Annotated in this window: 14 protein-coding genes; 8 read left to right on the top strand and 6 right to left on the bottom strand. The window is 70.1% G+C overall.

What is annotated here, in order from left to right; genetic code table 11:
- Window positions 1–5 precede the first annotated feature (5 nt).
- Window positions 6–635: an isochorismatase family protein gene (locus AC3WQM_RS29875; RefSeq protein ID WP_489062660.1), complete on the bottom strand. Its 630-nt coding sequence runs from the start codon at window positions 633–635 to the stop codon at window positions 6–8.
- A 105-nt stretch (window positions 636–740) separates the two neighbouring features.
- Here AC3WQM_RS29875 and AC3WQM_RS29870 point away from each other — a divergent pair, with 105 nt between their 5' ends.
- The gene (locus tag AC3WQM_RS29870) at window positions 741–1,718 is read left to right on the top strand and encodes a GlxA family transcriptional regulator (protein WP_492683576.1); all 978 of its coding nucleotides are present in this window, start codon (window positions 741–743) and stop codon (window positions 1,716–1,718) included.
- 17 nt (window positions 1,719–1,735) lie between these two features.
- Here the strand turns inward: AC3WQM_RS29870 and AC3WQM_RS29865 are convergent, their stop codons facing one another.
- The 5 genes from AC3WQM_RS29865 to apaG form a co-directional block, all read right to left on the bottom strand.
- A complete protein-coding gene (locus AC3WQM_RS29865; protein WP_492683575.1) occupies window positions 1,736–3,517 on the bottom strand; it encodes a M30 family zinc metallopeptidase in 1,782 nt (593 codons plus the stop codon).
- A gap of 120 nt (window positions 3,518–3,637) precedes the next feature.
- A complete protein-coding gene (locus AC3WQM_RS29860) occupies window positions 3,638–4,861 on the bottom strand; it encodes a YbdK family carboxylate-amine ligase (protein WP_489062665.1) in 1,224 nt (407 codons plus the stop codon).
- Complete coding sequence (locus tag AC3WQM_RS29855; RefSeq protein ID WP_489062667.1) at window positions 4,858–6,129, bottom strand: cation:proton antiporter; 1,272 nt, start codon at window positions 6,127–6,129, stop codon at window positions 4,858–4,860. Before AC3WQM_RS29855 ends, AC3WQM_RS29860 begins: the two co-directional genes overlap by 4 nt.
- Entirely contained in the window at window positions 6,126–8,099 is a 1,974-nt protein-coding gene (locus AC3WQM_RS29850; protein ID WP_492683574.1) for a site-specific recombinase, read from the bottom strand. Before AC3WQM_RS29850 ends, AC3WQM_RS29855 begins: the two co-directional genes overlap by 4 nt.
- A gap of 122 nt (window positions 8,100–8,221) precedes the next feature.
- Complete coding sequence (apaG, locus tag AC3WQM_RS29845; protein WP_492683573.1) at window positions 8,222–8,617, bottom strand: Co2+/Mg2+ efflux protein ApaG; 396 nt, start codon at window positions 8,615–8,617, stop codon at window positions 8,222–8,224.
- Between the two features lie 60 nt (window positions 8,618–8,677).
- Between apaG and rpe the strand changes: the two genes are divergently transcribed.
- From rpe to AC3WQM_RS29810, 7 genes are all read left to right on the top strand, one after another.
- The gene (gene rpe, locus AC3WQM_RS29840) at window positions 8,678–9,373 is read left to right on the top strand and encodes a ribulose-phosphate 3-epimerase (RefSeq protein ID WP_489062672.1); all 696 of its coding nucleotides are present in this window, start codon (window positions 8,678–8,680) and stop codon (window positions 9,371–9,373) included.
- Between the two features lie 68 nt (window positions 9,374–9,441).
- Window positions 9,442–10,428 (top strand): succinylglutamate desuccinylase/aspartoacylase family protein, encoded by a 987-nt coding sequence (locus AC3WQM_RS29835; protein ID WP_492683572.1) that lies wholly within the window; start codon window positions 9,442–9,444, stop codon window positions 10,426–10,428.
- 158 nt (window positions 10,429–10,586) lie between these two features.
- Window positions 10,587–10,748 (top strand): hypothetical protein, encoded by a 162-nt coding sequence (locus tag AC3WQM_RS29830; protein ID WP_489062674.1) that lies wholly within the window; start codon window positions 10,587–10,589, stop codon window positions 10,746–10,748.
- A 30-nt stretch (window positions 10,749–10,778) separates the two neighbouring features.
- On the top strand, window positions 10,779–12,968 hold the full coding sequence (locus AC3WQM_RS29825; protein ID WP_492683571.1) for a catalase: 2,190 nt from the start codon (window positions 10,779–10,781) through the stop codon (window positions 12,966–12,968).
- Between the two features lie 216 nt (window positions 12,969–13,184).
- Window positions 13,185–15,296, top strand: coding sequence for a CHAT domain-containing protein (locus AC3WQM_RS29820; protein ID WP_492683570.1), 2,112 nt, complete (start codon window positions 13,185–13,187; stop codon window positions 15,294–15,296).
- A 41-nt stretch (window positions 15,297–15,337) separates the two neighbouring features.
- Window positions 15,338–17,059, top strand: a complete 1,722-nt coding sequence (locus tag AC3WQM_RS29815) for a ShlB/FhaC/HecB family hemolysin secretion/activation protein (protein ID WP_492683569.1) — start codon at window positions 15,338–15,340, stop codon at window positions 17,057–17,059.
- Between the two features lie 2 nt (window positions 17,060–17,061).
- On the top strand, window positions 17,062–22,542 hold the full coding sequence (locus AC3WQM_RS29810; protein WP_492683568.1) for a two-partner secretion domain-containing protein: 5,481 nt from the start codon (window positions 17,062–17,064) through the stop codon (window positions 22,540–22,542).
- The last annotated feature ends 58 nt before the right edge of the window (window positions 22,543–22,600 follow it).

The raw sequence follows: 22,600 nt of genomic DNA, 5'->3' as shown, positions 1-22,600 counted from the left end.
GAAGTTCAGACGCCGCGCGCGCGGCGGTTGGACATGACCACGTTGTCCTTCTCGATCGCCGTGCCGTTCTTCAGCGCAGCAACCCACACGTCGGTCGTCGCCACGGCGGCGAAGTTGCTGTGGAACACGACGCTGAAGACGCGGTGGATTTCTTCGGCGCTCACGCGGCCGGCCGCATTCTCGTAAGGCAGCGCGCCCGTGGCGTCCGACAGGAACTCCACGGCCAGCCCGCGGTGCATGGCTTCGAACACGGTGGAGGCGTCGCAGTTCTGCGTCATGTAGCCGGTCACGCTCAGCGTGTCGATCTCGTGGCGCGCGAGCCAGTCGGCGAAGTCGGTGCCGGTGAAGACGCTCGGGAAGGCCTTGGTGATCAGGTGGTCGCGCGGGCGCTTCGCAATCTCGGGGTGCAGCTGGCCGTGGAAGTTGTCGGCCTGGAAGACCGGCGCGCCTTTCGGCGCGTGGTGCTGCACCACCACCACCGGCACGCCGGCCGCGCGGGCGGCGTCCATGGCCTGCGCGATCTTCGGCAGTGAGCTCTCGACCGGCGGGTATTCGATGGGCAGGCCGCCGCCTTCGAAGTATTCGTTCTGCACGTCGATGACGACGAGGGCGCGGCGCGGTGCGGACTGGCTCATGGGTATCTCCTTCGGTGGTTGTGTGTGTCTGGAATGGCTCGATTCTTCGCGCACCACGGGTTTTGCGACAGTGGCCCGAAAGCCATTCATCGATAAGATCGGGCCATGCGCCCCTCTGCCGTTGAAACCATCGCCGTCGTGGCCTTCGACGGCATCAGTCCTTTTCACCTCTCCGTGCCCTGCATGGTGTTCGGCGAAGACCGCACCGACACCGGCGCGCCGCGTTTTCGCGTGCAGGTCTGCGCACCCGAGCTCGGCCCGCTGGCCACCAACGCGGGCTTCACGCTCGTGGTGCCGCACGGCCTGGAGGCGATCCGCCGCGCGCAGATCGTGGTGGTGCCGTCCTGGCGCGACGACGGCCGGCCCGCGCCGCCCGCGCTCATCCGCGCGCTGCAGGCGGCGCACCGGCGCGGCGCGACCGTGGTCGGGCTGTGCCTGGGCGCCTTCGTGCTGGCCGAGGCCGGCCTGCTCGACGGGCGCCCCGCGACCACGCACTGGCACCTCGCCGCGGCCTTCGCCAAGCAGTACCCGCAGGTCGTGCTGCAGCCCGAGGTGCTCTACGTGGACGACGGCAACGTGCTCACCTCGGCGGGCACGGCCGCGGGCATCGACTGCTGCCTGCACCTGCTGCGCGTGCGCTACGGCGCCGACACCGCGAACCGCGCCGCGCGGCGCATGGTCGTCGCGCCGCATCGGCAGGGCGGTCAGGCGCAGTACATCCAGCAGCCCGTGCCGGCGGCGGCCGAGCGCGACCGGCTCACGCCGCTGCTCGAATGGCTGGGGCGGCATCTGCAGGTGCCGCACGAACTCGACGACCTTGCGCGCCGCGCGCTCATGAGCCGGCGCACCTTCACGCGGCGCTTTCGCGAATCGACGGGCACGACGGTCGGCCAGTGGCTGCAGAACCAGCGCCTGGCGCTGGCGCAGCGGCTGCTCGAAACGACCGACCGCTCCGTGGAGCGCGTGGCGGCCGATGCGGGTTTCGGCTCGGCGGTGCTGCTGCGCAAGCACTTCGCCACGGCGTTCAAGGTGTCGCCGACGGTGTACCGCCGGCAGTTCTCGCAGGAGGCGGTGGCGGCCTGAGCCGGCGCCGCCCGTCGCTACTGCACCACGACCGACAGCGTGGTGCCCGGCGGCACCGGCACCACCTCGCGGTAGACCTTGCCGGCCGGCAGGCGCAGCACCGGAAAGAACGCATGGCCCGACAGCATGGGGGGCACGGCGGCAGGCCAGGTCATCGCATACGCGTAGTCGGGCCCTTCGATGGCGGGCAGCGTGAACCCGCCTTCGCGGCGCAGCGGCATCCCGAAGCCTTGTGGCGAGCCGGCGGAAGGCAGCAGTGCGGCCATCGTGCTCCAACGACGCAGCGCCTCGGCATAACCCGGGCCGCCGGCCTGACGGATCGCGTCGTCCAGCACCGGCAGCGACGCGGTGGAGGCGCCATTGCGCAGCAGCCCCTTGTAGAAGTCGAGGCCGTACTGGCGCAGCAGATAGCCGCCGAAGCTGGGCGCGACGTAGTAGCTGAAGCACGAGGTGCCGGGTGCATTGTTCCAGTCGATCAGTGAGCAGTTGTCCATGCCCTGGTGCAACCAGCCGGGGAAGCCGTTGTCGCGCAGCGTGTGAAAGAGGGGGTCGAGGCTCAGGCCGATGATGTCTTCCATCATCAGCGCGCTCATTTCCTCGAGGAAGACCTCGAAGTCGTAGTACACGCCAGGTTCCAGGCCGGTCATCCGCACGCCCCGCTGGTAGAAGTTGATCATGTGCGTCAGCTCGTGGGCCAGCGTGTTGAGCAGTACCTGCATGCCTTCTCCGCCCTCGGGCAGATACAGGGACTCGGTGTCGACGAAGAACGCGAGCGACTCGTTGCTGTGCTTCAGGTCGTCGTCGTTCGGGTTGCGCGGGAAATTGTTGAGCGACCAGAAGTAGCCGACCGTCCCGAAGGGGCGTCGGTCGTGGTCGAAGTTGACGAACACGATGTCCATCTCCTGGTCGGGCGCGATCAGGGCGTCGCCGTAGGGATGCGCTCCCCACGGCGCGCCCGCGATGCCGGTCACCATCGCGTAGACCGAGGCGTCGCCGCTCGCGAAGCGCTGTGCGAACTGCTCGGCGTGCGCGGCACTGAACTTGCCGTCGCCGTACTCGCTGTCTTCCACCCAGAAGTTGATCGTGCGTCCGTCGGGCGCACCCGCCTTGCGCCGCAGCGTGGCGCTGCGCACGGTGGTGCTGTTGTCGGGCTCGGAGATGAACCAGTCGCGGGTGGCGCCCTGCGCGAACTTGCGTGGCGGTGCGACCGCGCGTTGCGCGCGGCGGGCGGTCGAGGGCGGCGACGACAGGTGCGTTCGGGGGTCGAAGTCGCGGACCATGCGGGGCAGCGTGTTCGTGCGGTCCGGGTGGTTCGCGGCCACCTGCCGGGTCGCCGGCTTGAAGCGGGCTGCGACCGCGGGTTGCAACAGCGGGGGGTCCGGCATGGCGACCGGTGCGTCGTGGGCATTCGTGTAGATCAGCGAAATCTGGCGGCCATCGACACCCTGGATCGACACTGGCAGGTTCACCACGTCGGTGCCGGTGTTGGCATAGCGCCAGAGGCCGACGCCGTGGCCACTGAAGGTGTCGCCGTGGGCGGCGCCGCAGTTCAGGCCCACGCAGTCGGGCGCCAGCGCGGCGCCCGGGGTCGGCGTGAGGCCGGGTGTCTCGGGCACCTCGGGCGTGGGCGTCTCGGGTACCGGCGGTTCGGGTGCGACCGGCGCGGTGTTTCCGGCAGGCAGGAACACCGGCGCAGAGCCGCCGCCTCCACCACCACCACCGCATCCGGCGGCGGACAGCAGGATCAACAGCGCGGTGCACAGGCGGCCGTTCAGGTCGCGGCGAAGCTTCGGGGTCATGGTCGGGCAGCAGCAGGGGAAAAGCCGCGATCCTAGGCAGCACCCGCCCGCGGCGCATGGGACCAAAGTCCTAGGCCGACGATTCTTTTTCGAGAGCGGCGCCCGCGGGCGCCGCCGGACTCAGGCCGCGCCGCGAAAGCGCAAGGACGCCTGGCGAACGACTTCCGCCAGCAGCCGTTCCTTGCCCTGCTTCTCGCGCAGCCAGCGTGCGTCGTTGCGGTTGGCCTCGACGCTGGTGCGCAGCTCGCCCAGCGCCTGCGTGGCGTTGAGCGCCTCGCTGTGCCATTCGAGCTGGGTCATGGTCATCAGGATGTGGTCGCGCAGCGGCATGTGCTGGCCGGTGGCCGGGTCGACGTACACCGCGTCCAGCCCGAAGCGGCAGGCCTGGAAGCGGTTGTAGGTGTAGACGAGGTAGTCGTCCTCGCACGGCTCGAAGGGCTGCTCCTGCAGGAACCATGCGGCCAGCGACTGCACGTAGCCCGCGAGCGCGGCGGCGCGCTCGATGGTGAGCGGCGTGTCGAACACGCGGATCTCGATGGTGCCGAACTCGGGCTTGGGACGGATGTCCCAGTAGAAGTCTTTCATGCTGCGCACGACGCCGGTGCGGGTCATGCGCTCGAAGTAGGCCTCGAATTCCTTCCAGCTCGTGGTGAAGGGCGCGCGGCCCGAGAGCGGAAACGCGAACACCGAATTCAGGCGCGCCGAGTCGAACTGCGTGTCCTGCCCCTGCACGAACGGCGACGAGGCCGACAGCGCAATGAAGTGCGGGATGTAGCGCGACATGCGGTGCAGCATGAGCAAGGCCGAATCGGCGTCGGGGCAGCCGATGTGCACGTGCTGGCCGAAGATGGTGAACTGCTTGCTCAGGTAGCCGTACAGCTCCGACAGCTCGCGAAAGCGCGGCTTGTCGTAGATGCGCCGCTCGTGCCACTGCTGGAACGCATGCGTGCCGCCGCCGACCACCGCGATGTTGAGCTTGTCGGCGTTCTTGATCAGCGCCTCGCGGATCGGCGACAGCTGCGTGATCACGTCCTGCGCCGAATGGCAGATGTCGGTCGAGATCTCGATCATGCTCGAGGTCATCTCGGGCACCACGCTGCCGGGCAGCGGCGTCTGCGCCATCAGGCGCAGCATGTCTTCGGCATACGGCGCGAGGTCGTAGTCGTGCGTGTTCACGAGCTGCAGCTCGAGCTCCACGCCCAGCGACAGCGCTTCCGACTTGTTGAAGGGCTCGAGCTTGACGGCGCGGCTGGCCGGATCGGCGGGCAGCGGCGCAGAGCGGACGTCGTCGCTGTCCGGGTCGATCGGGAGGACGGAGGTGGGGTTGCTGTTGCTGCTGCTCATCGCTGCGTGTCTTCCGTGGTGCTGAAGGCCTGCGGCGTCCAGGGGACCGAACTCTCGCCCACGGCGTGGATCGCCACGGTGGCGAGCACGGCGCCCATCACTTCCATCAGCAGGATCGAGGGCAGGGCGACCTGCGTGATCATGGTGCCCAGCAGCGGCGAGGCCGAGGCGAAATTGGAGGCGATCAGCAGGGCGATCGACGACAGCGGCGTCATCGCGCAGCCGACCCAGAAGGCCTGCTTCCAGCTGGCGCCGCTGCCCGGGTTGGCAATGGCCACGCCCGAGATCTTGGTGACCAGGCGCACGCCGATCACGGCCAGCACCACGCTGGCCACGGGCAGGGTCCAGTCGGCCTGGGCCGCCACCATCGACACCAGCACGAACATCAGCATGGTGAGCAGCGACGAGGCGGTGCCGAGCTGGCGCTGCCAGGCCCAGGGCTTGGGGTTGAGCGTCTTGAGCAGCACGCCGCCGATGAGCGCCGCCAGCGGTGCCGAGCCGCCGATGTGGGCCGTGAGCGCCGCACCCGCCGCGATGATCGCCAGCAGCAGGATCGAGGTGTTCTCGCTGTTCGGGCTCATCACGCGCAGCGCCGAGCGCAGCGCCAGCGCCATGATGGCGCCGACCACGAACGACATGCCGAGCACCACCGCCACCGGGTAGAGCTTGAGCATCAGCGACTGCGGCGCGCGCTCGATCAGGCCGGCCTGCGCGTAGCCCAGCGTGAGCGCGTAGAAGGTGTTGAGCGTGGCCAGCGTCATGGCGCGCTCGGTCACCGGGCCGGCGGCGCGGGTGTCCATGATCACGCGGCTGAGCACGGCCGGCGAGGCGACGATCGCCATCAGCGCGATGGGGTTGGCCACCGGGTCGGGCAGGCCCAGAAGAATCAAGACCCAGTACACGCCGAAGTAGGTCAGCGTCGCTTCGAGCAGGCTTTGCACCAGCACCATCGGGTTGTGGCGGAACCAGCGCAGCGGCAGCCGCCCGCCCGCCTCGAACAGCACCACGGCCGCGCCCAGCTCCAGCAAGAACAGGCTGATGCCGCGCAGCGGCCAGATCGCGCCCTCGAAGCCCGCAAAACCCACCACCGCGCCCACCACCGAATAGCCGATGACCTTCGGCATCCCCAGGTAGCGCTGAACCAGGTGGCCGGAGGCCGCGGCGACGGCCACCAGCAGGGCCCAGAGCACGGTGGGCAGGCCGGCCGAGGGGCGCGCCCATTCGGCCCAGAAGCCCTGGAGTTCGGCGAGGAAGGTGGTCAGGTTCATGTAGGCAGGAAGAAGCTCACCGGCCGGCTGCGCCAGCGGGCCCAGATCGCGCTGCGGATGCGGGCGCGGTCACCGAGGCTCACGCTGTGCGCGCGCAGCGCCAGCCGGAAAGCGAAATAGAAACTCACGCTCACATTGAGCGCGCCGATCACCGGGATCGCCGCAACCGCCCACCACAGGGCCGGCTGGTGCAGTGCCGGCAACCCGATGGATGCCGCCGCGGCCGCGATCTGGCCGGCCGACAGCGTGACATGGCGCACATCCAGCCCGAGCCCGAAGAAGCCCGCGAACGCGGGCAGCAGTCCGAGCATGAGTCCCAGCGAGATGTTGGAGGCGAAGCCTGAGATGTGTGTGCGCATGAAGGCGGCCCAGCGACGGGCCCGGGCGGCACCGAGAAAGGCGCCGATGCGAGGGTTGTAACGCATGGCGGAGTCCAGGCGATGCAGGACAAAGGCGTTTTCTGTCCATCCGGCGACGATGCTGGACGAAAACAGCAGGATGCCGGTGAATGCCGCAAAAAGCGCGGTAGGGCCGAGCAGCGACAGCGAATGCAGCGTCGAGGCCGCATGCGCCGCGTCCAGCAGCGGCCGGCCCAGCGCGGCCTGCCAGCCCCACACCAGCAGGCCCACCGCCGGCACCACCAGCAGCACGTTGCCCAGCACGGCCGCCACCTGCGAACGCACGAGGTTGGCCACCTCGTCGACGAACTGGTTCACCGCCTCGTCCGACTTGATGTCGCGCAGCCGCGCCGCCATGGCGGGCGCGGTCATGGCCGGCTGCTTGGTGGCCAGCGTGAGGTGCAGCAGTTGGATCGCCACGAAGCTGGCCGCATACATGAGGCCCGCGGCCAGCCCGCTCCAGAAGGCCGACAGCGCCAACGCATAGATGCCGAACTTGGCCAGCACCGTCAGCGCCGTGAAGGCGCCGCCGCCGGCGGCCTGCTTCACCATCTGCAGGTAGCTGCGGCGGTCGCGGGTGATGTAGTGCTCGCCGGTCTCGGCGCTGCGCTCGGTCACCTTGGCCGCGAGCATCGACGAGTTGGAGGCGATCAGCGCGCGGATGCTGTTGCGCTCGCCGCCCGCCAGCACCAGCTTGCCGACCAGCCGCGCCATGCTCGGCCCCGGCAAGGGCGACATCAGGCAGTCGAGCAGCTCGCGGATGCGCAGCACGCGCTCGCGCAGCTGGCGCAGCCGGAACACCAGGCCGACCGAGATGCCGTTGTCTTCCAGGTGCGTGTAGACCGACGAGGCGCTGGAGCGGCAGGCGTCGAGCCGGTCGCGGAAGGCCACGAAGGCGGCCTGCAGCGATTCTTCGTCGCGCGGCAGGGCGAACATCTGCTCGCGCAGCGCGTCCAGGTCGGCCATGAGGGCGTGGAAAGGGCGCGCCTCGCCCGCTTCGGGGCTGATGCGCAGCCGCAGCTCGGGCGAAAAGCCCGTCGCCACCACCTGGCTGCAGCAGTAGGTGACGGCGTCCATCACCGTGTGGCGCCAGCGCGCCGAGCCGTCGGGCATGGGCGCGGCGTCGGCCAGCAGCGCGCCGATGCGCGCAAGCTGGGTGTCGTCGAGCAGCGCGATCCAGCCGGCGTCGAACACGCCCGGCAGCACCAGCCGGAACAGGTCCGAGGCGTCGGTGGTCTCGGGCGTGCCCGGCAATATCTTGCGGCGCATGCGCTCGCCGAATTCGCTCAGGAAGGCAGTGCGCGGCGCAAAGCCGTAGTCGGCCAGCAGCGCCGTGAGGTCGACCGACTGCGTGAACGCGCGCCACCAGGCGCGCAGCCGCTCGCACAGCTCGGGCCGTGCCTCGACGGCGTCGAGCAGCAGCTGCACGCGGCCGATGGCGGCCTGCGGCGAGGCGCGGTCGCCGCGCAGCCAGTCGAAGAGGTTGATGAGCCAGATGTGGCGCTGCGCCACATCGGCCGTGGGGTCGAGGCCGGCAAGCAGCCCCTGCAAGTCGCGAGATGCTGCAGCCATGATGAATTCGTAACGGATCAGTGCGGGGAACACCGCGCAACCGGCTCAGCCGGGCCGCTGGTGTTGCCCCCGGCGAGGGGGAAGGAGAAGCGACACGAAGTGCGCGAAGCCTGGGGGAGTACCTAGTGAAGCACCCGGGAGACCGGGGTTCCGCCAACGTCGGCTTCAAGAACGAACATCGGAACCGGCACGTCGAAGCGCTCGCCTTCTTCGGTCACCACGAAGAAGCTGCCGTGCATCGTGCCGCTGGGCGCCTGCAGGCGGCAGCCGCTGGTGTAGCGGAACGATTCGCCGGGCGCCAGCAGCGGCTGCTGGCCGATCACGCCGAGGCCCTTGACCTCCTGCGGATGGCCCGAGGCGTCGTTGATGAGCCAGTGGCGCGCGATCAATTGCGCGCCCACCGTGCCCACGTTGGTGACGGTGATCGTGTAGGAGAAGGTGTAGACGTTGTCCTTGGGCGAGGACTGGTCGGCCAGGTAACGCGGTTCGACCTGTACGCTGAAGGGGCTGTGTGACATGGGGCGCATGGTAACGGAGGCCTTTCCTCGGATTTCCGTCGGCTGCGAGAATCCGGGGTTATGAGCAGCACCCCGTTCCGCATTGCGCCCTCCATTCTTTCCGCCGACTTCGCGCACCTCGGCCAGGAACTGACCGACGTGATCGCGGCCGGCGCCGACTGGATCCACTTCGACGTGATGGACAACCATTACGTGCCGAACCTGACCTTCGGCCCCATGATCTGCCAGGCCCTCAAGCCCTACGCCAAGACCGCCGACGGCACGCCCGTGCCCATCGACGTGCACCTGATGATCCAGCCAGTCGACGCGCTGGCCGCGGCTTTCGCGCAAGCGGGCGCTGACTACATCAGCTTCCACCCCGACGCGTCGACCCATGTGCACCGCAGCATCCAGGCCATCAAGGCCGCCGGCTGCAAGCCCGGCCTGGTGTTCAACCCGGGCGCCGGCCTCGAGGCGCTGGACTGGGCCATCGACGACATCGACCTCATTCTCATCATGAGCGTGAACCCCGGCTTCGGCGGCCAGAGCTTCATCGACTCGGCCCTGCGCAAGATCGAGCAGGCGCGCAAGCGCATCGAGCAGAGCGGGCGCGACATCCGCCTCGAAGTGGACGGCGGCATCAAGGCCGACAACATCGCGCGCGTGGCCTCGGCCGGCGCCGACACCTTCGTGGCGGGCAGCGCGATCTTCAACGCCAAGGACTACGGCGCGGTGATCGGCGACATGCGCCAGCAGCTGGCGACGGTCGGCGCCTGAGGCCTGTGCACACGCCCTGAACAAGGGCCTTTTTGCGCCAGGAGAAGAGCCGCAGCAATAATCCCCGCATGTTCTCCGATCCTTTTGCCGGCATGGCGACCGACAGCCTGCGCCTCCACGCGTTCGCATCGCTGACTCCCGGTCCGCGCCTGCTCGTGATCGGCGGGGTGCATGGCGACGAGACCTGCGGCACCGAGGGCATCCAGCGCGTGCTGGCCGACTTCGATGCCGGTGAACTGCACTTGCTGCGCGGCGAACTCACGCTCGTGCCCGTGGCGAACCCGCTCGCGCGGCGCCGCCTGCAGCGCGAGGGCGAGCGCAACCTCAACCGGCTGTTCCGCCCGAGCGACACGCCCGCCGATTACGAAGCCCGCATCACCAACCGGCTGGCCCCCGTCATCGCACGCCACGACGTGCTGCTCGACCTGCATTCCTTCCAGAGCGAGGGCGAGGCCTTCGCCATGATCGGCCCGCGCGACAACAGCGGCCCCCTCGAACCCTTTGCGCGCGCCCAGGAAGAAGGCCGGCTCGCGCTGCACATCGGCACGCCCATCGTCGTCGAGGGTTGGCTCGACATCTACGCCGCCGGCCTCGCGCAGCGCGGCGCGGCGGTCGACGAGGCCGCCATCGACTTCGGCCGCGGCACCAACGAATACATCCGCAGCTGCGGCGGCTACGGCGTCACCCTCGAATGCGGCCAGCATCAGGACCCGCAGGCGCCGCAGGTGGCGTGGGCGGCCATCCGCCGCACGCTCGCGCTGCTGGGCATGGCGGCGCTGCCGCCGGGCCTGTCGGCCGCGCCGCCGCAGCCGCCCCAGCTGCTGCGCCTGGCGAGCGTGACCGACCGCCTGCACGAAGACGACAGCTTCGTGCGCGACTGGGCCACCTTCGACCCCGTGCAGCGCGGCGAACCCGTGGGCATGCGGCACGACGGCACGCTGGTCAGCGCGCCCGACGACGGCTTCATCGTGTTCCCGAACGCGATGGCGCTGCCGGGCGCCGAGTGGTTCTACTTCGCGCGGCCCAGCGAGCGCGTGCTCGACCCGACCGCCTGAGGTTCGCGCCTGTCGGCGCCCTCCTACCGGTGACGCACGCCTTCTCCCACAGGCGGGGAGGGGCGGCCACTACGGCCTGCGAGAGAGGCCCCGCCTAAGCTTTCCCTTTGCGGATTTGCCGGCATGCGGCCCCGCTTTTCTCGGAGGGAAACAACACCATGGAAATCTCAGCACTGTTCGACTCGCTCATGGGCACCTGGGGCGACGACATCCTGATCTGGGCGGTGGCCGCCGTCGCCGGCTGCATCGGCCTGATCGCCGTGGTGAACGTGCTCGACATCTTCATCAGCGGCAGTGGCAGCAGCAACGAGGCCGGCTGAGTCCGCCCCGCCTCGATGCCCCGAACCCCCATGTCCCCCCAGAACAAGGCCGCCGCAGGCCGCCGCGCCAGCACCGCCAAGACGGGCGACGGCGCCAACGCCAAGCAGCTGCAGCTCGAGGGCTTCACCACCGAGCACCCCACGCACCTGACGACCAACCAGGGCCTGCAGGTTCCCGACAACCACAACTCGCTCAAGGCGGGCGTGCGCGGGCCGACGCTGCTCGAAGACTTCATCCTGCGCGAGAAGATCACGCACTTCGACCACGAGCGCATTCCCGAGCGCGCCGTGCATGCGCGCGGCTCGGCGGCGCACGGCTACTTCCAGGTCTACCAGTCGATGTCGCAGTACACCTGCGCCGACTTCCTGCAGGACCCCGACGCCAAGACGCCGGTGTTCGTGCGCTTTTCCACCGTGGCCGGCTCGCGCGGCTCGGCCGACACCGTGCGCGACGTGCGCGGCTTCGCCGTCAAGTTCTACACGCGCGAGGGCAACTACGACCTCGTGGGCAACAACATCCCCGTGTTCTTCATCCAGGACGCGATGAAGTTCCCCGACCTCATCCACGCCGTCAAGCCCGAGCCGCACCACGAGATGCCGCAGGCCGCGAGCGCGCACGACACCTTCTGGGACTTCGCCTCGCTCATGCCCGAGAGCACCCACATGCTGATGTGGGCCATGAGTGACCGTGCCATTCCACGCAGCCTTCGCATGATGGAAGGCTTCGGCGTCCACACCTTCCGCTTCGTGAATGCGCACGGTGAGAGCCACTTCGTGAAGTTCCACTGGAAGCCCAAGCTCGGCGTGCACGGCCTCGTGTGGGACGAGGCGCAGAAGATCGCCGGCAAGGACCCCGACTTCCATCGCCGCGACCTCTGGGAGGCCATCGAACAGGGCCACTTCCCCGAGTGGGAACTGGGCGTGCAGCTCATCGCGCCCGACAAGGCCGAGTCGCTGGGCTTCGACCTGCTCGATCCGACCAAGCTGATCCCCGAAGAGATGGTGCCCGTGCAGCGCATCGGCAAGTTGGTGCTCAACCGCAACCCCGACAACTTCTTTGCCGAGACCGAGCAGGTGGCCTTCCACCCGGGTCACGTCGTGCCCGGCATCGACTTCAGCAACGATCCGCTGCTGCAGGGGCGCCTGTTCAGCTACACCGACACGCAGATCTCGCGGCTGGGCGGCGCCAACTTCCACGAGTTGCCGATCAACAAGGCCGTGTGCCCGTTCCACAACATGCAGCGCGACGGCATGCACCGCCAGACCATCGCGCGCGGCCAGGTCGCCTACGAACCCAACACGCTGGGCAGCGGCACCGAGTTCCGCGTGGACGGCGGCAGCCACGGCTTCCAGTCGTTCCCCGAAGAGATCGAGTCGCCGAAGGTGCGGCGCCGCAGCCCCTCGTTCGACGACCACTTCACGCAGGCGCGCCTGTTCTTCAACAGCCAGAGCATGGCCGAGAAGGAGCACATCGTCGCGGCCTTCCGCTTCGAACTCTCGAAGCTCGAAGTGCCCGCGATCCGCCAGCGCATGGTCGACAACCTCGCGCACGTCGATGAAAAACTCGCACGCCGCGTGGCCGAGCCGCTGGGCATCGGCGAGCCCGATGCGAAGGCGGCCGCAGGGTACGCGGGCTTTCGCGAATACCGCATCGAAATGCCCATCGACGAATCGCCCGCATTGCGCATGAGCGACGGCAGCGCCGATGGCGTGGTGCGCACGCGCAAGGTCGCGATCCTCGTGGCCGACGGCGTCGACTCGGCCTCGCTCAAGCCGATCCGCGATGCGCTGGAGCAGGTGGGCGTGCTGTGCAAGGTGGTGGGCCCGAAGCTCGGCACCGTGGCCAGCGCGTCGAAACGCCAGATCGACATCGACATGACTTTCACCAACACCGCCTCGGTGCTGTTCGACGCCGTGCTCGTGCCTGCGGGTGCCGAGGGCGCCGCTGCGCTCGCGGCGCAGGGCGATGCCGTGCACTTCGTGCTCGAGGCCTACAAGCACTGCAAGGCGATCTGCGCGGTGGGCGAGGGTGTGCAACTGTTGGCCACGCTGGGCGTCACGGTCGAGGGCGAGGCGCCGGCTGGCGTGGTGGTGGCCGAAACGCCCGTCACGAACCTGGGCGACGCCACGGCGGCGACGCAGATCGCGCACGACTTCATTGCGGCGATTGCGAAGCACCGGCATTGGGACCGACTCAACATCGACAGCGTGCCCGCCTAGCGCTAGTCCATTTGCGCTAGACCGTATTGCGAATAGGCGAGGTGAACACCCGCTCCTAGACTTTCCCACGAGGCCTGAACGGCGCGCACTCCCGCGGCGTCGAGCGTTCGCGGCAGCGAGTGCATGGGTCGAGGGGGTTCAATGGCGTGGTTTTCGAGATGGGGATGTACGCATCCGGCGCGTCGCCGTGCCGGTCTCGCCGGCGCGGTCGGCCTGGTGGGTGTCTTGCTTCTGGGCCCCGGCGGTCCTTCAGCCCTGGCGCAACGATCCGCGCCACCACCTTCTGCTCCCGTCGCTGCGGCGGGCGGCCCGAATGCCGAAGCCGCGGCCGACCGGATGGCGCAGGCGCGGCTGGCGGACACCGACACGCTGCTGGCGCTGACCAGCGAAGGCGCGGTGCTCTACGGGCAGGACGCGGTCAAGCTCTCGGGTTATCAATACTGCAGCCAGGCGGTCGCCTTGGCCGAGGCGGGCGAGTTCCGCCAGAGCGTGCGCGCCGCGAGCAAGGCGCTGCACCTGGCCAACGCCACCAGCGACCCGAACCTGCGCGCCGTGGCCAACCGCGACCTGGCGATCGTCTACAGCTACTCGGGCCAGCTCGAAAAGGCCGAGGAGTTCGCGCGCGAAGCGCTGCGCCACACCGCGCGCGACCCCAAGCTGGTGGTCGGTCCGGTGCAGAAGGTGATCGGCGACGTGCGCACGCGGCGCGGCGATTTCGCCGGCGCGGTGCTCAGCTACGACGAGGCACTGGCCAACAGCTCGCCGCGTTACGCACCGCTGGTGCAGGCCTCGCTGGTCAACGCGCTCATCGAATCGGGTGACGCGGCACGCGCACGCCAGGTGCTCGGCGACATGGCCGAGCCGCGCGAGGCGCCGCTGGCTGCGCAGCTCGAGCGCACACGCGCCCGCCTGCTGCTGGCCGAGAACAAGCCGGCCGAGGCGCGCGACAAGTACCGCGCGCTCACCACGCGCCAGGTCGGCACCGACACCGCTTACTACCGGCTCTGGGCCTGGGACGGCGTGGCGCGCAGTGAACTCGCGCTGGGCCAGAAGCAGGCCGCGGCCGACGCCGCGGGCCGCGCGCTGGCCGACGTCGACCAGGTGCGCGCGCGCTTTCGCAGCGAAGAAGTGAAGATGGGCCTGTTCTCCGACCTGCAGTCGGTGTTCGAGCGCGGCGTGGCGGTGTACAGCGAAGCGGGCGATCCGCAGCGTGCCTTCGAGGTCAGCGAGCACAGCCGCTCGCGCGCGCTGCTCGATGCGGTGCGTGGCCGCGCGAAATTCAGCGAGTCGTCGGCCGGCATGGTCGGCGTGGCCGCGCTGCAGCGCGCGCTGGCGGCCGACGAGCGCGTGGTGCAGTACCACGCGCTGCCCGACCGCCTGATGGTCTGGGTCGTGGGGCCGGACGGCATCACCGAGAAACGGATTCCGGTGAAGCGCGACGAGCTCACCGAACTCGTCGAGACCTTCCGCAACTCGATCGTGCGCGGTCGCCGCGCCGCCATCACCAACGCCGACAAGCTGGGTGCCGCGCTGCTCGGGCCGCTGGGCCTGGTGCCGGGGCAGCGCGTGGTGGTGGTGCCGCACGGGCCGCTGCACTACCTGCCGTTCCAGGCGCTGCGCCTGGACGGGCGTTACCTCATCGAGACGCACCCGGTGTCGGTGGCGCCGTCGATCAGCATCGCGGTGCAGCTGGCGCAGCGCACGCCGCGCGTGAACGCGTCGCTCACGGCCTTCGGCAATCCGCGCATCGAGGACAAGTACGACCTGCCCGGCGCCGAGACCGAAGTGAAGCAGCTCGCGCAACTCTTTCCGCGCAACACGGTGTACATGGGCGCGGCGGCCACCAAGACGCAGTTCCGGGACGTGGCCTCGCGATCGCCGCTGATGCACGTGGCGGCGCACGCCGAGGCCGACGAGGTCGATCCGCTGTACTCACGCATCCTGCTGGCCAACGAAGGCGGCAAGCAGAACTTTCTCGAAGCGCACGAGATCCTCGCGCTGCCGATGGACGGCACGGCGCTGGTCACGCTGTCGGCCTGCGAGTCGGGCCTGGGGCGCATCGCACAGGGCGACGAGGTGCTGGGCTTCACGCGCTCGTTCCTCTCGGCCGGCAGCTCCAGCCTCATCGCTTCGCTGTGGCCCGTGTCGGACGACGCCACCGCCGTGCTCATGGGCACGCTCTACGGCGAACTGGCCAAGGGCCGCGACATCCAGAAGGCCATGCAGGCCGGCCAGCTGGCCGTGCTGAAGGACCCCAAGATGTCGCATCCCTTCTTCTGGGCGCCGTTCAACCTGATCGGCAACTGGCGCCTCACCGTGGGAAGCTGACCATGTCTTCGCCACGCTCCCTCTTGCAAAGAAGCACCGCCATGGCCTCTGCGATCCGCCTTCGTCCCCGGCCGACGCCGATCGCCATCGCGGCAACTGCACTCGTCGGTGCCACGCTGTGGGTCGCTATGCCCCGCGCCCATGCGCAGGAAGCCACCGCGCTGCTGCCCACCAAGGACCCGTGCGGCAGCTGCGACCGCCCCGTCGCGCAGGCCACCGGCGCCGTCGCTCCGCAAACCCTGCCCGCGCCACCCCGGCCCGCGGCAGGTGCAGGCAGCTTCAAGCTCACCGACCTGCGCCTGAACGGCGTGAAGGCGCTGAGCAACGAAGAGCTGCAGACCATCACCGCGCCCTACATCGGCCGCGACGTCACGCTCGGCGACCTCGAAGGCCTCGCGCAGGCCATCACCACGCGCTACAAGGAGCGCGGCTACTTTCTCGCGCAGGCCGTGGTGCCGGTGCAGACCGTGCGCGACGGCATCGTCGAGATCAGCATCATCGAAGGCCGGCTCGGCAAGGTCGAGGTGCTGGTGGCGCCCGAGGCGCCGATCAGCGAGGCGCGCGTGCGCGGCTTCCTGGCGGCGCTGCAGCCGGGCGAGGCCGTGAACGCGCCGGCCTACGAGCGCGCCATGCTGCTGCTGTCGGACCAGCCCGGCCTCAAGGTGTCGTCCAGCCTGCAGGAAGGCGCACAGGCGGGCACCACCGACCTGTCGGTCGAGGTCGAGGCCGGCGCGCGCTGGGCCTTCTCGGCCGAGGCCGACAACCACGGCACCAAGGAGGCGGGGCGCTACCGCGTGGGCGGCACGGCGCGCTGGCTCAGCCCCTTCGGCATCGGCGACAACCTCGATGCGCGCCTGCTGCTGTCCAACAGCAACGCGCTGCAGTACGGCCGTGTGTCGTACGAGGCACCGCTGGGCACCAGCGGCCTGCGCGCGGGCATCGGCATCTCGCGCGTGAGCTACGACCTGGGCGGCAAGTTCGTCGACCTCGACGCACGCGGCCGTGCCGACGTGCTCGACGTGTCGCTCAACTACCCGCTGATCCGCCAGCGCCAGCAGAACCTGTTCCTGCGCCTCACGGCCGACGTGAAGGACCTCACCGACGAGCTGCGCGGCGTCGACTTCACCGCGAAGAAGCGCGTGCAGGGCTTCGGCATCGGTTGGGCCTGGGAGCGGCGCGACGAGGTGCTGGGCGGTGGCTACTGGGCCAGCTCGGGCACGCTGTACCACGGCGACCTGTCGATCCGCGACGCGCAGAGCTTCCAGTCCGACCAGCAGTTCGGCGGGCGCCACACCGAAGGCGGCTTCACCAAGCTGAGCTTCCAGGTGTCGCGCCTGCAGGCCATCGTGCCGCGCCACTCGCTGTACTTCTCGGTCGGCGGCCAGTGGGCCAGCAAGAACCTCGACGCGTCCGAAAAGCTCGCGCTCGGCGGCGCGCGCGCGGTGCGTGCTTACCCCTCGGGCGAACTGCTGGTGGACCAGGGCCTGATCGGCACGCTCGAATACCGCTGGGCCGCCACCGACGAGATCACGCCCTACCTGTTCTACGACGCGGCACGCGGAAAGATCGCGCGCCATCCCTCGCCCTTCGACGGCGAGAACTCCCACAGCCTGCGCGGCTACGGCATCGGCCTGAGCTGGTCGCGCCCGGGCAACTTCTCGATCAATGCCACGCTCGCCTGGCGCGCCGGCACACCGCCCGCGCAGACCGACGGCGGCGGGCGCAACCCGCGGCTGTACGTGCAGCTGCAGAAGGCGTTCTGACCATGAAGCCACGCAACTTCCAACCCCGGCATCCGCTGCGCCCGCTGGCGCTTTCGATCGCCTGCATGGGCCTGGCCCCGGCGCTGGCGCAGAGCATCCTGCCGAGCTACCTGCCCGGCCAGTACACGACGCAAGGCGGCGTGAGCGTGGCGGGCTCGACCACGGTCTCGCCGCTGGGCGGGCAGGCGCTGGCGATCTCGCAGTCGTCGCTGCGCGCGATCATCAACTGGAACGCCTTCTCCATCGGCGCCAAGGACGCGGTCAACATCAGCCACACCAACCCGTCGCAGGCGGCTGCCAGCATCCTGCTCAACCGCGTGACGGGCAATGACATCTCGACGATTGCGGGGCAGCTCACGTCGCCCGGGCGCGTGTTCCTCGTGAACCCGAACGGCGTGATGTTCAGCCAAGGCGCGACGGTCAACGTGGGTGGCCTCGTGGCGTCCACGCTGGCACTGAACACCAGCGACGCCGACTTCCTCGCCGCTACCAGCACCAAGCTCGATTTCTTGCGCGACGACAACAAGAGCGCGGTCGTGAGCAACGCCGGCGTGCTCACCGCCACCGGTGGCCCTGTGGTGCTGATGGGCGCGGAGGTGACCAACACCGGCCGCATCGTCGCCGACCGCAGCACCGTGGCACTGGCTTCAGGCCGCAGGATCAGCTTCGACCTGGGCAACGACGGGCTCACCAACCTCGTGGTCGCGGCCGATGCGATGGCCACGAGTGCCAAGGTGGTCAACGCCGCAGGTGCCACCTTGCAGGCCGACGGCGGGCGCGTGATGCTCATCGGCAGCTCCAGCACGGCGGGCCAGCTGGTGGTGAACCAGTCGGGCACGGTGCGCGCGCGCACGCTGGAGAACGTCAACGGAGAGATCGTGCTCGGCGCCGGCAGCAACAACCGCATCGAGATGAACGGCGGCACGCTCGATGCCACCGGCATGGGCGCGGGGCAGCACGGCGGCAGCATCCGCATCGCGGCCGGGCAGGTGCGCATCGAAGGCACGGGCGGCGGCGACCAGCGCGCGGTGATCGACGCCAGCGGGCAGGCCGGCGGCGGCAGCGTGTCGGTGCGCGGCTACGACGTGGCGCTGTCGTCCACCTCGGTGCTGCGCGCCGACGCCACCACGGGCGGCGCCGGCGGCACCGTCACCACGGCCAGCGCCCAGGGCCAGACCCTGGTGGGCGAAGCCGATGCGGCGCCCGAGCGCAATTCACAGCTGCAGGCCTACGGCGAGATGACCGCACGCGGCGCGGGCGACGGCAAAGGCGGTGCGATCTCGAACGAGGCCGATGCGGTGCGCGTGCAGGCCGTGCGCGTGGACGCGGGCGGCGGCGCGCAGGGCGGCGCCAACGGCAGCTGGACGGTGAACGCGAAGCAGTCGGACCTGGGCATCGTCGAGGCCGGCAACGTGCCGGTGTATGACAGCAAACTGCCGGCCTTCACCGGCGGCACCGTGAGTGCCGGCAGCATCGGCGACACGCTGGGCCACGGCACCGACGTGACGCTGGCGAGCGGGCGCACCGGCCTGGGCGCGGGCGTGACCTTTGCGCCCGGTGTGCAGGTCGTCAAGAGCGAGGGCGGTACGGCGCGACTGCGCGTCGATTCGGCCGGCAGCATCGTGATGAACGAGGGCTCGGCCATCACATCGCAGCAAGGCGCGCTGCACGTCGACTTCAACGCCGACGCGACCGGCCGCGTCGCCACCAACGCGAAGAACATCAACAACAGCAGCGGCAACCCTTCTGCGGAGACCGACTATGCCGGCGCCATCGTGCTGACCGGCGCGACCATCACGGCCAACGGCGGCGACGTGCGCTTCTTCGGCCAGGGCGACGCGCAGAACGGCCGCGCCATCGGCGGCATCGTCCCGCTCGGCGGCGACACCGGCGCCTACGTGTGGCGCGACGGCGTGACGCTGGCCGGCAGCCAGGTCACGACCGGCGGCGACGGCCGCGTCACGATGCGCGGCCAGGGCCGCACCTGGATCGACGACCAGAACAACAGCGACTTCATCTTCCGCGGCAGCAACGGCGTGTCGATCACGGGCGGCACGGTCGAAGCGGGCGCCGGCGGCCTGCAGCTCGACGGCCTCGCGGGCTACGGGCGCAGCGGCGTGGCCATCGGCAGCGGCGCGGTGCTGAAGTCGGTGGGCGACATCGGCATCAAGGGCCAGGGCCCGACCTGGACGTCCAACATCGGCGGCGCCGCGGTGGGCGCCAGCACGGCGGTCGTCATCGACGACGCCACCGTGGCCGGCGAGCGCGACGTGCGCATCGAAGGCCAGGGCGCGAATCTCGACGGCCTGCGCACCGACACGGGCTTCGCGGCGGGGAACATGTCGGCCGGCGGCGGCAACGGCGTCGCCATCCGCGGCGCGGTCTCGGCCGGTGCGGGCCGGCGCATCGACGTGATCGGCCACGCGGGCAGCGAAGGCTTCAGCGCCACGCTGGGCAGCCCCGACATCATCATCACGCCGTCCACCACGCCCACCTACGGCGTGGCCGTCACGGCCGATGCCGACCATCCGATGGCGCTGCGCACCGACGGCGGCACCATCGCCATCGACGCCCAGGGCACCGACGTCTCGATGCGCCTGGTCACCTTCATCTCCAGCGTGGGCACCAGCGTCGGCACGCTGGCCTCGGTGGCCAGCGACAGCGGCAAGGGTGGCAGTATCTCGGTGCAAGGGCGCAACGTGCTGATCGACGGCGCCACGAATTCCGACGGCTCGCCCGCGGTGGCGCGCCTGGACGCCGGCGGCGCGACCGGCGGCGGCAGCATCGACATCGCGGCCAGCAACGCCATCGCCCTCGGAAAGAACACGAGCCTCGAAGCCAACGTCGGTGCGGGCACGGGCAACGGCGGCAGTATCAAGGTGGTGGCGACCGAGACGCTGCGCGCCTACGGCCAGCTGTCGGCGCGCGGCGGCACGGCCGGCGGCAACGGCGGACGCATCGAGACCTCGGCCGGGCGCTTCGACCTGCGCGGCGCGCGCGTCGATGCCTCCGCGCCCGCAGGTGCGGCGGGCCAGTGGTTCATCGATCCCTTCGACCTCACCATCAGCCACGGCACGACCGGCGGCACGTTGCCCACCAACCCGTACGACGCGCTCGCCAATTCCACCATCGAGGACGGCGACATCAACACGGCGCTCAACGGCGGCACCAGCGTGCGGATCTCCACCGGAACCGGCACGGGCGGCAGCGGCATCATCACGCTCGAACCCGATGTGGACATCAACTACACCGGCTCGAAGGGCCCGCTCACGCTCCAGCTGGACGCCGCCAGCAGCATCCAGACGCGCGCGCCGGGCACGACCATCCGCGCGACCGGCGGCGACGACCTGAACGTGGTGATGAACGCGGGCGTCAACCCCGACGGCACACCCTCGGGCAACAGCGGCTTCATCGACTTCGCCGGCAACATCCTCACGCAGGGCGGCAGCGTGACGATGAACGCGGTGGGCACGGGCACGCCCGGCAGCGGCTTCATCCGCCTGGACGGCGGGCAGGTCATCACCGACGGCGGCAACGTGTCGCTGCTCAGCGGCCAGCCCGGCGCACCCACCGGCACCGTCGTGGCGCGGGACGTGCAGATCGACACGCGCGTCGGCCAGAGCAACGCGGGCGCCGGAGGCAACGTGCGCATGGAAGGCGGCGACGTGCTGCTGCAGGGCGCGCGCATCGCCACCGCCACCGGCAACGTCGACATCCGCGGCACCTCGACCACCTGGGACAGCGGCGTGGTCATCACCGACGGCCAGACCGGCCCGAGCACCATCAACACCACCAGCGGCAACGTCACGGTGCAGGGCGTGGCGCGACGCCAGGCCTCGTCGACTTTCGCGGCGGCACACGGCGTGCTGATCAACGGCGGCAGCTCCATCACCACCGGCAGCGGCAACATCGCGGTGCGCGGCTACAACTTCAACAACGACCCCTCGGCGCCGGGCGTGACCGAAGACAGCGGTGTGCGGCTGGAGAACGGCGCGCAACTCGTCACCACGGGCGGCGGCAACATCGAGGTCACGGGCCGTTCGCAGAACGGCGGGCGCGGCGTCGTGCTGCAGGCCGGCGGCTCGCCGACCGCGCCGGGCGCGCTGCCCGGCATCCGCAGCAGCGGCAACGTGCTGCTGCGCGCGAGCAACGACGGCAGCGGCGATTCGATCGTCATCGAGGCGCCGGTGGTCGCGGCTGGCACCATCGACCTGCGACCGGGTGGGGTCGACGTCAACATGGTCGCATCGGACGACACGGCCACGCCCATCGTGCTGGGCGGCCCGACGGTCAACGGCTTCTCGGTGTCGGGCGCGGAGTTCGCGCAGCTGTCGGCGCCGACCATCGTCGCGGGCAGCACCACGCACGCGGGCGCCATCACGGTGGCGGGCGCGCTCACGACCCCGGGCGCGCTCACCCTGCAGAACGAAGGCGGTGGCGGGGGCATCGCGCTCAACGCGCCGGTCTCGGCCGCGACGCTGGGGCTGCTGTCGGGCGGCAACGTGAGCCAGTCGGGCGCGGGCACGATCACGGCGGGCACGCTGCTCGCGCGCTCGCGCAACGGCAGCGTCGACCTGCGCAACCCGGGCAACGACGTGGCCACGGTCGGTGGCGGCGCGGCGGGCGGCTTTGCCTACGTGGACGCGAACGCGGTCACCATCGGGCCGGTGTCGGTCACGGGCTTCGATGCGGCGGGCAACCTGCCGCAGGTCACCTCGGCCGACTCGATGGCCGCCAACACCGTGTTCGTGCGCACGCTGAGCGGCGACCTCACGCTGGGCGCGCCGGTCAGCAGCACCAGCGGCACCGACCTCGTGGCCGCGGCGCGCTTCCAGAACCCGGGCGGCTACGGCATCTCGGGCGCGCTGTGGCGCGTGTGGGCCGACACCTGGGTCGGCGAAACGCGCGGCGGCCTGGCCGGCTCGGGCCCGCTGCCCAACTTCTATCACTGCGCCTACCTGGGCCTGTGCACCGTGACCGTGACGCCGGGCGACAACCACTTCATCTACGCGCAGCAGCCGACCGCGACCGTCGTGATCGCCGACGCGTCGCGCACGGTGGGCGCGCCCAACCCGTTCTTCATCTACAGCATCACGGGGCTGATCCTGGGCGACACCGGTGCGGGCTTCAGCGGCTCGATGTTCTCGCCGGCGCTGCCGGGCAGCCCGACGGGCCTGTACCCGATCAACGGCACCTTCACCTCGGCCGAGGGCTACGCGGTGCGCGTGGTGCCGGGCCAGCTGCGCGTGAGCGGCCTGCCGTTGCTGCCGTCGGTGGATGTGGTGCGCGAGCCGCTGACCTCCTACCTGTACGACCGGAACATCGGCCAGGCGCCGATCTGCCTGGCCACCGGTCCGCTGGACGGCGACCGCGCGCAGCAGGGCGCCGACGTGCTGGCGCGCGAATGGTCGCGCGTGCGCTCGCGGCCCAACCTGCTGAGCTGCGTGAACACCGAGCGGCGCAACGGCTGTTCGGACTTTTAAGAAGGTGTGAACGAACCCGGCATGTCCGCTCATCCCGCCCAGACACGCCCCTTCGGCG

This window comes from Variovorax sp. FW301-JW7 (assembly GCF_058788795.1).
This window is presented reverse-complemented; position numbering and strand designations above follow the sequence as displayed.